The sequence below is a fragment of the Ekhidna sp. genome (genome assembly GCF_040220215.1).
GTDB lineage: Bacteria > Bacteroidota > Bacteroidia > Cytophagales > Cyclobacteriaceae > Ekhidna.
The window spans coordinates 456,505-471,712 of sequence record NZ_JAVJTR010000025.1 but is presented as its reverse complement, the minus strand read 5'-3'; the positions used below and the strand labels follow the sequence as shown (position 1 = coordinate 471,712).

Genomic DNA, 15,208 nt, shown 5'->3' with positions numbered 1-15,208 from the left:
GGACTAGTCCCTCTCGCATATCACGTTATAGATCAGTGTGGGCTTGCCAAATAAGGGAAGCTATTGCTGAATGATTTATCATTCGAATCCACATTGTCCGAAATCAGTCCATCTTTCACCTGATTGTCTGCTCCTGCGTCAGATTGATCGCTAAATGCAAGAATCAGCGTTACATCTACCACATCATCAGTAAGAGCACGTCCATTCAATGTACCATATGCGGTTGCAGCATTCTTGTCTGATTGTAGAACATCAACAGCCAGAACACCTGCAAGGGCATCATTACCTATACCTAAGATGTTTTCAAACTCATTTGGATCAAGGAAAATATACGTTTGAAGTGCATCAAGTATTCCGGCAAATGCCGTAGCGTTTGCTGACCCATTCGAAGGAAGTGTTTGGTTATATCCATTTTTCACTTCTGCTGATCCAAAGAAATTGAATACCGTATTGATCGCCGGACGTCCCATTTGATCTACTGTCATATAAGTATCAGGTTCTACTTGAATATCTCCGTCATCATTGCCACAGCTTGTAATCGCTATCATGGAAACTATCGAAAGAGCTACTAATATTGATTTTATCTTGTTCATAATTTTTATTCTTATTTGATTCTCAAATTATTTTTTTGATTTCGCCTCTACCCATGAAGTGAATTTTCCATTGGTATCGCCGATGGCACTTTTAGGTACTTCTACTACTACTGAAAGTACATTGGTACCTGCGAAAGCATCTACTGCTTCGTTATCGGATCTGAAAGCAGCAGGGTAAGGCTGAACACCTTCCGTATCAGGGTCAGAGTCTCTTTCAGGATCATACTGTCCGGTGTTGGTGTCGTCACTCAATGAAGCACCTACTCCATTTACAATATCCACGAAGTGGAAAAAATCCATGAAAAAAGGATCATCTCTCAAACCAGCGAATAATTGAACATTATCCATGCTTCCTTCGGCAACAATTTGGCTTTCTAAACCTGTTTGGCCATCAGCAGATACCACTCCATTGGTCATGGCTTCACCATTTTCAAAATAAACCTGGATCAATTGATCTTCGATGTTGTCACCATCGGAATCGATGTTGAACTCATACATGACATCATCACTAAATGATGTTTCCGAGCTAAGTCCCGCCACATTGCAGACAAACACATAGTTGTCCGAATTGGATGGACTTTCGAAAGCATAATAGTCTGTGATGTCTTCCACCGAACTTCCATCAGATAGTGAGCCGACAGCCGGTGCATCAATGTGGTCAGCGGCCACCAAAATAATCACAAGGGCTGCTGATATAACAAGGCCCAGTGATAATATTAATTTTCTCATAGTGCTTAAACTTTTATAGTTTTTAAAATCTAAGCTACCTACGAGGCTATCCTGCCAACTGGATTTATTAAAGCTGAAATTGTGTTTTTTGTGGTCGTTACGAGCAGGGAGTAGTAATCCCAAGCCTGACTCGTATTTATTAGACTCTTGATTGCTGGATGTTTCAAAGTCTGGATTGAAACCTGATTTTTCTTCCATAATGTGTAAATGAGGTAGAGGTCTCGCTTGCGAGCTGCATCATGAAAATGTGATTAGGGAATACTTCTCTCTACGTCATTTAGCCTTCTCCAAATATGTAATATTTTTAGGCTAAACAAACATTTGAGGGAATACCACTCTGATTATATAAGTTGCTAAGAATTCTCTAACACCAACTTTATTTCTTTTCCCGGCTTAAGCTGGGCTAATTTTCCCATATCCTCCTTGAGCACTTTGCCAATCCTTGGGTAGCCACCGGTGGTCTGGCAATCGTTCATCAGAACAATCGGCTGGCCATCAGGAGGGAGCTGAATAATGCCTGGGATGACCGCAGATGAAGCAATTTCGTGGTAATCACAATCCAGCTTTGCCCCAGTCAACCTAACGCTCATGCGATCGCTTGAACTATCTACTTTGAAAGTTATCAAGCTTGGCAACTCTTTGAGAAGATCCCACTCCGGGCCCTTCATAATGTTGATTCCAACTAGATTTTCAAGGCTTTTTTCCGGTGGTGAAATGTCTTGCCTCTTGCCCGTCCTACCGGATGTTTTCAGTAAATCGCCCTTTCCGATCTCCCTCCCATTTATTCCTCCAAACCCGGCTCTTATGTAGGTAGAATAGCTTCCAAAATCTTCTTTCGTATGGAGTTTCCCTCCAATAGCTATATAAGCATAAACATGTGCGGGTGGTGCGATTTCAATTAAATCTCCCTGAGAGAGTTTAGCATATGATTCACTTAATTCCTTGTCATTCAATTTTACTTGTGCACCTAAAATGGCTATCGAGGTATCTTCCAGCGCTTCTATCTTAATCCCTGAAATAGCAAACTCCACCACCGGAAAGTGATCCGGGTTTCCAACCATTTGGTTGGCTGTTATCATCCACTCCTTATCCATCGCTCCTGACTGAGGGATGCCATATCGGCGGTATCCAAATCGACCAAAATCCTGGACGGTGGTCATTGGCCCTGTTTGAATCACTTTCAGCTTTCCCATGACTCAAATTCTTCTTTCGTGATCCGCTGAAATCTATAGTGTACACCAACATCGATAAGCATCGGTGGTTGACGCCTGCTATCAAAAACTTTGACTGGCGTTCGCCCAATGATATTCCATCCACCCGGACTGGATAGTGAATAGATCCCTGTCTGACTGCCTGCTATCCCCACCGAACCATCCGGAATTCGATTCCTCGGCTTTTCCAATCTTGGGCATGCTAATGATTCATCCAACCCATCCGCGTAAATAAAACCGGGCGTAAAACCGACAAAGAGCGAACGATAAGTGTTCTTCAAGTGTGTTTCAATAACCTGCTCCTTCGTTAGGCTATTTGCCTGCGCCACCCTTTCTAAATCCATCCCAAGTTCATAACAAATAGGCAAGTCGATTATGCCATTAGAGTTGCTTTCCCTTTTTCTAGATACTTTTTTTCCATTCAGTGAATGGATCAACTCTTCGATAGAAAGGGCTGTGAAAATAGCGATTGAATGATAGGCTGGAACAATGTCTTTTAAGTTCTTATTGAGAACTTCTTCAATCAGGTATGTACTTTCGTGTATTTGCTCAATGTTGGTGTCCTTGGCACATTCCAATAAAATCACCTGTTCTCCCAGGAGCGAAACTCTCCAGGAGATACCATTAAACTGAAGCAATTTGGACGCCTTTACTGTCAAGGTGTTGATTGATTTCTTTGGCTAAAGTTACGGCTCCTTTGGTATCTCCATGAAGGCAAATCGATTGAATGTGCAGTTCTATCCAATCTTCGGACTTTACTCTATGATTGATGGCCAATTCTTCCACCTGCTTCATAACCTGTCCTGGGGATAAAACTGCGTCATCCAGAGATCTGGAGCGAAGTGATCCGTCCGGTTCATATTTCCGGTCGGCAAACCCTTCGGCTATGAATGGGTGTTTATTGGCTTTAGCGATTTTTTCTGATTTAGAATTTGCCAGCCCCATCCAGTAAACATTGGGAGCTACTTCTTTAATTACTTCAAAAATCAATTTTGAGATAATAGTGTCGCTGGCAGCCTGATTGTACAAAGCTCCATGTGGCTTGACATGATGAAGCGCAGTACCTTCTTCCCCACAAATTCTCTTTACCAATCCTATTTGCTCTTTGATGCTTTCTGCCAGATCGTGTGGTTGAATGAGCATGATTTTACGGCCAAAATTTGATCGATCCGGGTAGGATGGATGGGCACCTATAGCCACGCCTTGCTTAATAGCTAATCTGACTGTTTGCCTCACTGATGTTTCATCTCCGATGTGTCCCCCACACGCGATGTTACAGGAGGAAATGTAAGGCATGATCTGCTCGTCCAGATTTGCGCCCGGATGTTCACCCAGGTCTGCATTGAGGTCTATGGTAAGCATAGGTGTAATTTAATCCTCCCCCTGACCCCCTCCAAAGTGGGAAATAGAAAACGTCACTTCGAACCAAAGTGAGAGGTCTTCCTCTAAACAATGCTTGCTCAAATTAAGGAGACTTTTCCTCCTTGGGTCGGTCGAAGTGACGGAATCACAAAAGCCCAAACACACTATTCAGGCTCCTAAAGCTCACAACCAGGCTAACCAAAATCACTAGAACAGCAAGCGCATTTTGCCAGATTTTATTTACATGTTTATCTAAAAACGACTTTTTATTACAGAGATAAATGAGGAAGAAAACAATCACCGGCAACAGGACTCCATTGGCGACCTGTGCTACCTGAATCACCTGAATAGGTTTATAACCCAGCATTGAAAAGAGTGTGCCTATTCCCAAAATAAACATCCAGACAGATCTAAATTTCAGGCTATTCAAACCCACATTCCACCCAAAGATGCCCCTGGCAGTGTATGCAGCAGCAAGCGGTGCAGTAATGGCTGATGATATTCCTGCTGCAAAGAGACCGATGGCAAGAAAATATCGAGCCCAACTTCCTAAAATGGGCTCTAACTGCATAGCCATTTCATTGATGCCGGAAACCCCCTTGCCAAAGATTGTAGCCGCACTTGCAATCACAATAGCCATTGAAATCAATCCGCCCAGACCGATCGCTACACCGTTCTCTTTTTGTAATTCTTTCAAATCTTCAGCTCTCTTCCATTTCTGACTTACAGAGGAAGCATGCAGGAACAAATTATATGGGACGATGGTAGTACCTATCAGGCCTAGAATAGCCAGCTGGTTTTTTTCGGTAAAAGAAGGAATGAACATTCCGCTAACGATGGCGGAAAAATCCGGTTTAACAAGAATAGCTGTAATGACAAAAACCAAACTCATCAGGATCACCAGCCCAATAAGAATACGCTCGATTATTTTAACTTTTCCAACAAACAAAACGCCAAACGCGGAAATCCCAATGACCAACGCCCACGGAAAATCAAACTGGAATATTCCTGAAATTCCTAATACCGCCCCAGAGATGTTACCAGCCTCGTAGGCTGCATTTCCAACGATGATTGCCGTAAAGACAAGGACAATAGCTATGGTTTTAGCAACTGGATTTTCAATCTGAGATCGAATAGCTTCTCCCAGTCCATTTTGGGTGATCAGTCCGAGTCGGGCCGTCATTTCCTGTAGAATGATGGTGGCTATGGTGGCAAATAATAGCACCCACAATAATGTGTAACCAAAGGTTGCTCCTGAGATGGTACATACTGTGAGGGTACCAGGGCCAATGAAAGCGGCTGTGACCAGTGTGCTTGGACCGAAATATTTTTTTAGAAAGTTCATTTTCTATTCGTGATAATCACCCCTAGCCGAATCGTCGGACCGCCCATCAAGGGGGAACTGTCAGGTATTTCAGGAGAATGGAGTAGCCTATACATAACCAATATCTGGAGTTAATTTCACCTTACTTTTTACAAACTCACCATGACCATATCCAACTACTTTTCCGGTTTCATTCATCAGTTCGGATTTGGCTACAAACAATTCTCCATTTGAAGAAACCAGCTCTCCTTTTGCCAAAATTTTTCCTCCAGTTACCGGTCGTTTGAAATGGATTTCAAAAGATTTAGTTAACACAAAAAAATCTTCTACCACTGAGTTTACAGAAAAGAATGCGGCATCATCCAACAACTTAAAATAGACCGACCCATGCATGGCATTGAGTGCATGAAAATATTTGGGAACCACTGTTAAACCAATCTCTGCTTTCCCATTTGAAATGTGAGCGGTCGTCGTATCAAAAAGCAGGGTATTCACATTCGCTAACAAGTACATCCGCTCAAGTTTTCTAAAATGTTCGCTGCTCATCCCATGGATTTATCAATGGTGAAATTGAAAGAAGCTGTTCCTTCCTTTCTGTTTCCCACAGGATAGCTTTTTTCCATAAAGCTCACATTGCCTTCATAATCGATGGTCAGAGCCGTGGAGCAACAGGTTCCGTAATCGGCAGTTCGAATGCACATGGCCGACACGGCTTTCTCGCGCTCATAGTCAAGTCCGGTTTCTGGCAATTCTTCATCTGGTGCAGTCTCTGTATCCTGCATCATTTCTATCAATTGCTCCGACGTGAATGGCTGCTGAATCAGGGTATTAAAATTTCGCTTTGCTTTTTCCACTTTTGGCCAGGGCGTGTTCAGAAGTGCATTGCTCAACCCATACACCCCAGGATCAAGCAATTTTGCATCTCCATCATAATTGCTCACATGAGCGATTTCTTCATCCAGGGTAATCAGGTTAAATCCATTGTACTGTTCGCCCGCGCCGTGAACATGCCGGGAATAAACGGAGGGGCGCTCCTGACCTAATAGAAAGTTTACCGGAAGGTCTCCGCGCGATCGTGCATCCGGCTTTATGTTTTTGATATCTCGAAAATTTGTAACAGCGGCAAACCGACCATTCTTGTTAATCGCCATCCAGGTCCCTAATGCCTCTAAATCCCGACCTCCCAAAATTTTCGGATGATCTTCCCACCAGTGTGCTATGGCTGTCGGGCGGGCATAAAACTCATCCCGGTTAGCGACAAGGATAAATTTGTATTTCGGATGTGATTTGTATGCGAATGCGATTAGACACATGAATGATCTGCTTTGGATTGAATAGTCTAATTTAGGATTTTCATTCCCATTAACCTGACCGATGAAGAAAGTTCTTCAGTATCTCAAAGATTATCACCATTCACATTTCGATTGGAAACTATACCTGACAATACTGATTTTCACCACCGTCTGCATCATTCTCAACTATCGTTTTGATTTTGAGGATGGTGTAATTGATTCCTACAATGGACAACCTGTCAAATGGTTGTGGATGTTCCTTTTTCATGGAGCTCCTTTTTTTGTCGTTTGCCTTATCCTTTATGCATTTGGGAAAAAGAGGGATTGGCTCAAAAGCAAAAACTATTGGGTCAAATTCGTGGTTGGTTTTGGCCTTCTAGCCTTGGATCGTTCGTTTTATGGATTTGATGAATGGCTAAAATTTGTCCCAACAATTGAGTACCACTATGTCATACGCTGCGTTCATTGGGCATCCAGTACTATATTGGTGGTTATCCCTATGTTGATCCTTTATCCTTTTTTGGAGAAAGATGAAACTAAGAATTACTATGGGCTGAGTTGGAAAAAGTTCGATGCAAAACCATACTTAATCCTTCTAGGTATAGCAGCAATTTTTATTGGGATTGGATCATTTTTGAGTGACATTCAGGACTTCTATCCAAGGTACAGGGGATCTGGTGCAAATCTCTATCTTCGAGAAAACCCGGATCAGGCTGAAGGGTGGTTGGTTCTGATTTATGAGCTCTGCTACGGTAGTAGCTTCATTTCTGTAGAACTAATCTTTAGAGGCTTCTTGATTTTTGCTTTTCATAGAACTCTTGGTGGCTATGCGGTGCTGCCCATGATTGTAACTTATGCGTTTCTGCATTTTGGGAAGCCACTTGGTGAGACCATCAGTTCTCTTTTCGGTGGTTATGTTTTAGGTATTATTTCGTACTACAGCCGAAATGTTTGGGGAGGTGTATTCATTCACCTCGGAGTAGCCTGGTTGATGGAGTTATTTGGCTGGATGCATCAGTAGAACTTTGTTTCTGTTTTTCACACTTTCTAAATCACTTTACTTAATTCCCATGTTGGTATTCATGAAAAATCCCTCTTTTCCCGTTATAAATAACTTATCCCCTACCAAAATAGCATCGTGAATATGTGGCCAGTCTACCTGGCTTTGTATCCATGTGGCTCCTCCATCATCAGATTTTTAATGAGGATTGAGTAGAGTTTTAGTAATTCAATTGATTTCATAATACCAATAATTTTCTTGCAGCTATCTGCCACAGTTCTGTGGATGAAAATGAATAATATGCCCAATTCATCAGGGCATAAGTCATCAGCCCTATATAGTATGGCTGGCTTTTCAGTTTTTTGAGTTGATCATAAATGATAAAACCGATCAAGGTCAAATTCATAACCCACAAATCCATATCAATACTTCCCAATCCTGCGGAGCTAAAGTTGATTCTTCCAATGGTTGGCCCTAACAATGACACTGATGACACAATGATGTATCTCATGTGCACTGGAGGCTTGGTTTTGTTCAAGATGGCCAGCGAATAAAATCCGCCAAAGAGAATCATCTGAGAAAAGGGGAAGAAAATCTGCGCCAGGTTGTCCTCTAATGTTAAGTGCTCCTCCATTCTGAAAAATGAATGACGAATCACAAGCCAAATGGAAAGGATGATAATAGGCACAAGCCAATAAGATGCTTTGCCAAGCATCCGATGGAAATTGTGTTGTTTTATATTAATTAAAATAGGTTGAGCTATCAGCATCAAACACCATATAGTCATTACAATCACATGAAAATGCAGTACATGACTTTGTATTTCCCCATCTAAAAGGGCAGCAAAGTATCTCCTGAAACCGATAGGAACCAAAAGTAGAATGAAGACAAAAAAGGCAGCTATTAGTCTATAATTCTTCATGCACCTATTATCTGTTATTATCAATCCATTTATCCAGGGAAAGCTTGCCTGATCCAGCAAAAAGAAAAAAGAACGACATGGCGAGCATTTGTAAGGCTGGATAAGCATCCTGATAAGGATCAGAGGAGTGAACCATAAAATAGGCTACCAAAAAAGTTCCAATCAGAGGGATGGCGAAAAGCCTGACCTTAAGACCGAGAATCAGTGATATCCCTCCAAAAAATTCAAAGAGCAAGTATGCCCACGCAGATAAAAAAGGCCATGGCACTCCCATAGATTCCAGCCATTCGGCATCTCCTGATACATCAAAAGACGTGACAGATGACCATGAGTAATAAAGCAAATGGATACCAAATGCTAATCGTGGAAAAAGAAAGCCATAGCCTTCTATGGATTCCAGTTTTTCATTGAGTGTTTTGATCATTTTTTTGTTTTAAAAAATAGCAACCGGATTCACAGGAGAACTAGTGGTTCCTTCTATTCTCCATGGATTTATTGTGATAAAAAACTGATACCTGTTTATCTCTTTACAGTGTGAACTCAGTTCCTCCAAATTGGCATTATCGATGAGTGGTAAACCGAGATAAGGAATTCCAACTGTGTGAAATGTGCTGGAATAACGATCGAATCCTTCAATCGGATGCGCATCATTATCCCCATCGCCACCCAGTAAGGTGATTTGATTTTTATGCGCCCATACAATACAACCCGGGTGAAGACCTGCCCGTCTTTCCCGGGTATTTTTTTCGCCTAATCCGGTTCGGACAAAAACAATATCTCCAGAACTCAGTAATGTTTTTTGCCTTTCGAGCACTTCTTCCAATAAAGCAGGAGTTATCGCAAAACCTGGTTCAAGGTCTCTCTCCAAATAATTTGGTACATCTATTAACACCCCTTTTCCCACAATTCCTCCTGAAAAATTTTCTATACCAAGCACTTTTGCTCCTTCCGAGCGCAAGCTGTCTATGCTAAACCCATTATACATCTGTGTAGTGTCCGCAAACACATGGGCCAAACCATCAAGGTGAGTAACCGCAAATCCGTGCCATACGGCACCCACAAAATCCCTACTTCCATACCTGCCCTTCTGCATTTGATATGATCCTTCCCGAACTCCCGGTGTTGTTGCTAAATTGGACTGTCTGGAGAGTGAAATGCTTTTCCCAGACTGGATGAGCTTTGATGCTTGTAAAATTTTATCCTGAGTGATGTAATTCAAAGTTCCTTTTTCATCATTAGGTCCCCACTTTCCCCAATTGGTTATCTGAGGTAAGATGGCAATGATATCTTCATCATTATTGATTTCAGGCCACTTGAACTGTTTTTGTGTTTCTGCTCCAGCATCTGATGCTGATTTCTCACACGCGAATGGCAGACCTGCGATCACTAAGAGTAAAATGGAGTGCTTCATACGTATATTGTTCATAAAAGCTGGCTTATGTGTTTACTCCTTATTAAAAATGAATTCAACTTCCACTTTGCCAAACCACTCCGGCTTCTCGCCACTTGGATAGGTTTCATCATACATTCTAAAGCTCATCCCATCCCCTTCAATTTTGTACCGATAGTATTGTTTCCCTCCCTCAAAACCCGGAACTTTTGCAATGTCAGGTATGGCCAGCATCACATCGTCCACTATTTCATAAGGGCCGCTATTGAATACGATGCTTCTAAATCCCGCCAGAATTTCATCATCAGTTGGTTTGGATAGATTCTCAAACGGCACTCTTGCTTTCCAAGATGGGTTGTACATTATGCTATACCTACTTTCTCCCACGAGCAAACTTCCCTGATGCGCATCTACCTTATAGGTTGTGTCAGCATAGATGTAGTTGATTGTTTTCAGGCTCCATGAGCCAATAAGCGGATTATCTGTCAATCGTTTCTGTTCGATATAAGATTTCAGTTCATCATTCTTATAACCTAGTGAGAGCGTGTATGCACTGTAAGAGTTGTCCAGGCATTTAAGTGTATAGCTAGCTCCTGAGTTGATTAGAATTTTTGCAACCTCATTATTATTGTAGAAAATGGACCAGTGGAGCGCAGTGCATTGATTGACCACATCCTTATGATCAATTGTGGCCCCAGACTCTATCAACCTATTCATAAGGCTCACATTTCCACCAACTGACGCTCCAATTAGAGGAGTTAGTTGATATTTCTCTCCTGTGGCATTTACTTCAGCACCATTTTCAATAAGTAACTCTGCAATATCTAAATAACCAAACCTCGCAGCTATTGTAAGCGGTGTTTGTCCAACTCTGTTGAAAATGTCCGTATTTGCTCCATTCTCTAAAAGTAGCAGCACCATCCCCGAATCATTCCTTCGCGTCGCGTGATGCAAGAGGGGCATCCCAAGTCCATCTTTTGAATCAGGATTGATTCCCATTTTTATTAATGCTTTCACTTTGGTATGATCACCTTTTCGAATGGCGTTCACTAATTGCTCCACTTCAATCGAAGTTTCACCATCCAGCGCTGTTCCCCTGAAAACGTCAATGACCGAATCCGCATGCCATAGTCTAAATGCTACATCGAGCGCATCGCCGTGTTTGCTCTTTAGCTGAATATTTGCACCAGCCCTGATTAACTTTAGCATATTGCCTACATGCCCATAATAGGTAGCCCAATTGATGGCCGGGTCACCATTAATATCTATCTCATCCAATGAGACCCCCTTCTCCATTAGCATATCAAGAATCTTCCCATCAGCAAAAGCACTGGCATACATCAGTGGAGTTGGTTTTAAGTCCGAACTGAATTTCATATTCGGGTCAGCTCCCTCAGCCAAAAGTTGCTTGACCTTTTGGGCATCATTTGATTGAATGGCTATTTGTAATAAGCTGTCCAATCTGGCTTCATTTGAGGCGCTCACTTTTAACATAGTGAGAGAAAGGGCAATGCTGAAGATTATCTTAATTTTTCTCATAATACTTTTTTAAATAGGTGATGCGGAGTATCCATCCGGCCAGAACTAATCCTACCACATGATCAATAATCCCAGGCCAGACGAAACTCCATGGTAGGCGGTACCAATTCATAAGTGTCAAATCAGACATGACAGCTATTAAAAATCCCAGTAATACGCAGCTTCCAATTGTTTGTTTTAGGCTATGTGGTTTCAACGATAGCAAAATGCCAAATACAACTCCAACCGTGACTAGATTGAGTAGCAGGCTAACCAAAAAGTCAGTCGGATTAAGTAATGGTGAAGGTCCGGGTTTGTATACCATCAGTGGAATCCTCGGGCCTTCATTTAGTTTTTGCTGAAGGCGCATAATAGCCTCCGGACTATCATCATCAGGCAAACCTGGGTAATGGTAAACTCCTTCTTCCAGTTGAATAGAGCTCAACTCCTTAAATTTTACAACCTGATCCGGAAGGGTGTTGAGCGATTGAGAATGGAAGGGTAATGCCATCCAAGAGACAGCATTCCAAATAAAAAGCAGAAGTGTAGCCGCAGTAATTGCTAAGATTTTTCTTTTCATGATGTTAGGTCTAATAAAAAGCAGGGAATAGATGCTAGAAATCCATCGCATCCCCTGCCAGGTTCCCTCACTACTATGATTATGAGAAGTGTACCAACCCTATACTCTTCATACATACATTAGAACCCTGATTTTTCGCTAAAGAATAACGTAGAATTGGATTTCTCTTTTGAGTAACCGAGGCTAAAGTATTGCGCTTTAACCTCGTTTTTCGTAAAAAAAAGGACGGAGGGGTAACGATTAATTTTATTTAACCCTTTTTTAAGAATGTCTTTTACGAAAAGCGGAGGGTGTCATTTGGTAAACGCCCGCAAAGGCTTTGTAAAAAGTCACTTTATTATTGAAGCCTGAGTCAATCGCAATTGCTTCTATTTTGAAATGTTGAAAATCAGGACTTTTCAGAAGCCCTTTAGCATACTTAACCCTATGCTTGTTTACATAGTCATTGAAATTGGATGCGGAAAGCGTAGAAAGCGTTTGTGAGATTTTATAGGAAGGAATATCAAGCTTTTCGGCAACCTGACTAAGAGTTAGATTTCTAAGTAAATAGATTTTCTCATCTTCAAACAGGTGGTCCATTTTTGAGACAATGGACTGCATTTCATCACGGTTCAAATTGGAGCTAAGGTATTTTTTACTTAAATCACTCAAAAACTTAGGGTTGGTGTATAACAAAAATCCAATGATTAGGAAACACACTGAGACCATTAGGTAGTACGGCGAGAAATCTCTCCAGCTATTTGCATACTCAACATAAAGACCAAGCGTAATACCGCTAATTACATAGATGGCAGATATCCCTATAATGTAAAGTCTTTCAGAATGCTGCAGACCACCAATAAACTTTCTAGACTTTAGGAAACTCATCCCAGCGTAGAGAATCACATGAACAACAATAGCATAATTGTATATTAAAAAGCGGCTCAAAAACTGGTTAGCAACTAATTCCATACGTGCTATACCATCCTCCATCTGATAAATATCCCGCGTAAGAAAGATCATAATTAATGCTGGAATAAAATGGGTAAGATCCTTCCATTTAAAGGATTCCCTTTTTTGGAAAGACAGTAGATGCAGATAGAAGAGAGGTCCAAACAAAAACCCGCTGGGGAAAAAATAAAGCCCAACAAACTGGGGATATAAGTATACTATCTCACTTGTCCCATAAAGAAAGTTGAGAACCTGAAAGCTAAATACTATTATAAAGATTGAAAGTGTCCTGTTTCGAAAATAGGGAGAACGGAAAAAGAGGGAACCGGAGGTAAAAATTCCCAACAGAGCAAGAAAAAATAATACGAATCGTAAAAGCATCTATTAAAACTATTCGCCAAGCTGAAAACCTGAAATAAGGTTTAGAAGTTTTTCTAAACGAGATTTAGCCAAGAACGTTTCTTATATTTAAACCCACATTCGGGATGTGGCTCAGTCCGGTTAGAGTACCCGCTTAGGGTGCGGGAGGTCGCTGGTTCGAATCCAGTCATCCCGACTTCATTCCATTTCGTCGGGCAGACCTGACATGTTAAGCCGCCTTTGGGTGGCTTTTTTTATTACACTTTTGGATGAGAACCAGCGAAACGGTTCGAAATCGAGAGGTACGACGAAGATTCACGAAGGGTCGTGCGGCAGGGATGTGGGTATGAGTAATCCAGTCATCACAATGAGAATCAAGCACTCCGAAGGGTTGCGGGAGGTCGATGGGTGGAACGCCACTCCGATCGATCCAGTCATCCCGACTTCATTCCATTTCGTCGGGCAGACCTGACATGTAAAGCCGCCTTTGGGTGGCTTTTTTTATTACACTTTTGGATGAGAACCAGCGAAACGGTTCGAAATCGAGAGGTACGACGAAGATTCACGAAGGGTCGTGCGGCAAGGGTGTGGTATGAGTAATCCAGTTATCACGACTTCCTTCTTCAAGGAAGTTCAACCCTGACTAATAATCGTGCGTAAACTCAAGAAATTTCCACTGCTATGAAATCGACTGCTTTGCTATTTATTTTACTTTTGGAATCTCAGCGTTCCTTCTCTCAATCTGAGATCAAAATCATCCGAGATGATGAGCCGGGTATTCCATTTACATATGCCCTGAAAGTACTGGACGCCAATACGAACACACCAATTCCGAATGCCGAAGTTTTCACCTATCAAACCAATCACATTGGGGATTATGAGAGCGAACGCCCCAGAGATGCGCGTATTAATGGAACACTCATCACGGATGAAAATGGTGAAGGTAAAATCATAACGATCTTCCCAAGAGGATATAATGACTCAGCAACAGGTGAACACATCCATTACATGGTAAAAGCAGAAGGATATGTAAATACATCTTCTACTCTGATCTTCGCAGACTATTACCGTAAGCGCTATGATTTTGATAATCCCTACACCTATAAGGCTTACCTAAAAGAAATGAATGAGATTAACGGTAAGCGAACTGGACTGGTGATTCTTTATATGGCTAAAAATTAAGATCATTTCTTCTTAACGTCTCTTTTAAAGGCCAACTTATTCTCCGTAGAAGCCTCATCATCAAAGTAGTATCCTTCATAGTCAAAAGCTCTTAAATCTTCTGGATTGGTGATTTGGTGCTCAATCATGAACCTAGACATCAAACCGCGAGCCTTTTTCGCATAAAAAGAGATGATCTTGTACTTCCCATTCTTCAGGTGCTTGAATTCAACATCAATCACCCGAGCAGGCATGTCCTTTTTATCAACGGACTTAAAATATTCGTTAGAAGCAAGATTTAATAAGATGTCATCTCCCTGAGCTTTCAAATCATCAACAAGTAAATCCAGAATTTTTCGATCCCAGTATTCATACAGCGTCTTGTAATCATCAAATGCAAGCTTTGTCCCCATCTCCAAGCGATATGGTTGGATAAGGTCGAGTGGCCGAAGTAATCCATAGAGTCCGGATAGTATTCGAAAATGCTTTTGAGCAAAATCCATTTTCTTTTCGTCAAATGTCTCTGCCTGCAATCCCTGATACACATCTCCATTAAAAGCAAGAGCGGCAGGTTTGGCGTTTTCCTCTGTATGCGCCGGAGAAAACTCTTTGAAGCGATGAACATTCAGTCCTGCCAACTGTCGGCTAATACCCATCAAGTCACTGACATCATCCACTGACTTTTTCCGCATAACATCAATCAGTTCCTTTGTGCATTCCATCAACCTAGGCTGAGTGGGGGACGCTTCATAAGGAGTTTTAAAATCAAGATTTTTGGCCGGAGATACTACTGCGATCATAATTGTGTGTTTTAGAAGTCAACCATCTAGAATTAA

General features: G+C 41.6%; 17 protein-coding genes and 1 tRNA gene. 3 read left to right on the top strand and 15 right to left on the bottom strand.

Going from position 1 to position 15,208, the window contains the following annotated elements; translation table 11 throughout:
• Positions 1–32: 32 nt before the first annotated feature.
• The 8 genes from RIC88_RS18545 to RIC88_RS18510 form a co-directional block, all read right to left on the bottom strand.
• A complete protein-coding gene (locus tag RIC88_RS18545) occupies positions 33–593 on the bottom strand; it encodes a DUF4331 family protein (protein ID WP_350219063.1) in 561 nt (186 codons plus the stop codon).
• Between the two features lie 27 nt (positions 594–620).
• Entirely contained in the window at positions 621–1,322 is a 702-nt protein-coding gene (locus RIC88_RS18540) for a DUF4331 family protein (RefSeq protein ID WP_350219062.1), read from the bottom strand.
• Positions 1,323–1,675: 353 nt separating this feature from the next.
• Positions 1,676–2,515, bottom strand: a complete 840-nt coding sequence (locus RIC88_RS18535) for a 5-oxoprolinase subunit C family protein (protein WP_350219061.1) — start codon at positions 2,513–2,515, stop codon at positions 1,676–1,678.
• Entirely contained in the window at positions 2,503–3,192 is a 690-nt protein-coding gene (pxpB, locus tag RIC88_RS18530) for a 5-oxoprolinase subunit PxpB (RefSeq protein WP_350219060.1), read from the bottom strand. Before pxpB ends, RIC88_RS18535 begins: the two co-directional genes overlap by 13 nt.
• The gene (pxpA, locus tag RIC88_RS18525; RefSeq protein WP_350219059.1) at positions 3,158–3,895 is read right to left on the bottom strand and encodes a 5-oxoprolinase subunit PxpA; all 738 of its coding nucleotides are present in this window, start codon (positions 3,893–3,895) and stop codon (positions 3,158–3,160) included. The genes pxpB and pxpA overlap by 35 nt, the downstream gene beginning before the upstream one ends.
• 145 nt (positions 3,896–4,040) lie before the next feature.
• Positions 4,041–5,240, bottom strand: coding sequence for an Nramp family divalent metal transporter (locus tag RIC88_RS18520; RefSeq protein ID WP_350219058.1), 1,200 nt, complete (start codon positions 5,238–5,240; stop codon positions 4,041–4,043).
• 87 nt (positions 5,241–5,327) lie between these two features.
• The gene (locus RIC88_RS18515) at positions 5,328–5,765 is read right to left on the bottom strand and encodes a PaaI family thioesterase (RefSeq protein ID WP_350219057.1); all 438 of its coding nucleotides are present in this window, start codon (positions 5,763–5,765) and stop codon (positions 5,328–5,330) included.
• Complete coding sequence (locus tag RIC88_RS18510) at positions 5,762–6,532, bottom strand: NRDE family protein (RefSeq protein WP_350219056.1); 771 nt, start codon at positions 6,530–6,532, stop codon at positions 5,762–5,764. Before RIC88_RS18510 ends, RIC88_RS18515 begins: the two co-directional genes overlap by 4 nt.
• Before the next feature lie 61 nt (positions 6,533–6,593).
• Here RIC88_RS18510 and RIC88_RS18505 point away from each other — a divergent pair, with 61 nt between their 5' ends.
• Complete coding sequence (locus tag RIC88_RS18505) at positions 6,594–7,532, top strand: CPBP family intramembrane glutamic endopeptidase (protein WP_350219055.1); 939 nt, start codon at positions 6,594–6,596, stop codon at positions 7,530–7,532.
• A gap of 217 nt (positions 7,533–7,749) precedes the next feature.
• Here RIC88_RS18505 and RIC88_RS18500 read toward each other — a convergent pair whose 3' ends face one another.
• The 6 genes from RIC88_RS18500 to RIC88_RS18475 all read right to left on the bottom strand — a co-directional run bounded on the left by RIC88_RS18500 (position 7,750) and on the right by RIC88_RS18475 (position 12,923).
• Entirely contained in the window at positions 7,750–8,433 is a 684-nt protein-coding gene (locus RIC88_RS18500; RefSeq protein WP_350219054.1) for a hypothetical protein, read from the bottom strand.
• A 7-nt stretch (positions 8,434–8,440) separates the two neighbouring features.
• Positions 8,441–8,857, bottom strand: a complete 417-nt coding sequence (locus tag RIC88_RS18495; RefSeq protein ID WP_350219053.1) for a DoxX family protein — start codon at positions 8,855–8,857, stop codon at positions 8,441–8,443.
• A gap of 9 nt (positions 8,858–8,866) precedes the next feature.
• Positions 8,867–9,859: a cyclase family protein gene (locus RIC88_RS18490; RefSeq protein ID WP_350219052.1), complete on the bottom strand. Its 993-nt coding sequence runs from the start codon at positions 9,857–9,859 to the stop codon at positions 8,867–8,869.
• 18 nt (positions 9,860–9,877) lie between these two features.
• Entirely contained in the window at positions 9,878–11,362 is a 1,485-nt protein-coding gene (locus tag RIC88_RS18485; RefSeq protein ID WP_350219051.1) for an ankyrin repeat domain-containing protein, read from the bottom strand.
• On the bottom strand, positions 11,349–11,921 hold the full coding sequence (locus RIC88_RS18480) for a hypothetical protein (protein WP_350219050.1): 573 nt from the start codon (positions 11,919–11,921) through the stop codon (positions 11,349–11,351). Before RIC88_RS18480 ends, RIC88_RS18485 begins: the two co-directional genes overlap by 14 nt.
• A 261-nt stretch (positions 11,922–12,182) precedes the next feature.
• Positions 12,183–12,923 (bottom strand): helix-turn-helix domain-containing protein, encoded by a 741-nt coding sequence (locus tag RIC88_RS18475; RefSeq protein WP_350219049.1) that lies wholly within the window; start codon positions 12,921–12,923, stop codon positions 12,183–12,185.
• A gap of 409 nt (positions 12,924–13,332) precedes the next feature.
• Between RIC88_RS18475 and RIC88_RS18470 the strand changes: the two genes are divergently transcribed.
• Both RIC88_RS18470 and RIC88_RS18465 read left to right on the top strand, forming a co-directional pair.
• Positions 13,333–13,407: transfer RNA gene (locus RIC88_RS18470), tRNA-Pro, on the top strand.
• A 485-nt stretch (positions 13,408–13,892) separates the two neighbouring features.
• Positions 13,893–14,393 (top strand): dioxygenase family protein, encoded by a 501-nt coding sequence (locus tag RIC88_RS18465; protein WP_350219048.1) that lies wholly within the window; start codon positions 13,893–13,895, stop codon positions 14,391–14,393.
• Between the two features lie 2 nt (positions 14,394–14,395).
• Here the strand turns inward: RIC88_RS18465 and yaaA are convergent, their stop codons facing one another.
• The gene (yaaA, locus tag RIC88_RS18460; RefSeq protein WP_350219047.1) at positions 14,396–15,172 is read right to left on the bottom strand and encodes a peroxide stress protein YaaA; all 777 of its coding nucleotides are present in this window, start codon (positions 15,170–15,172) and stop codon (positions 14,396–14,398) included.
• Positions 15,173–15,208: the final 36 nt, after the last annotated feature.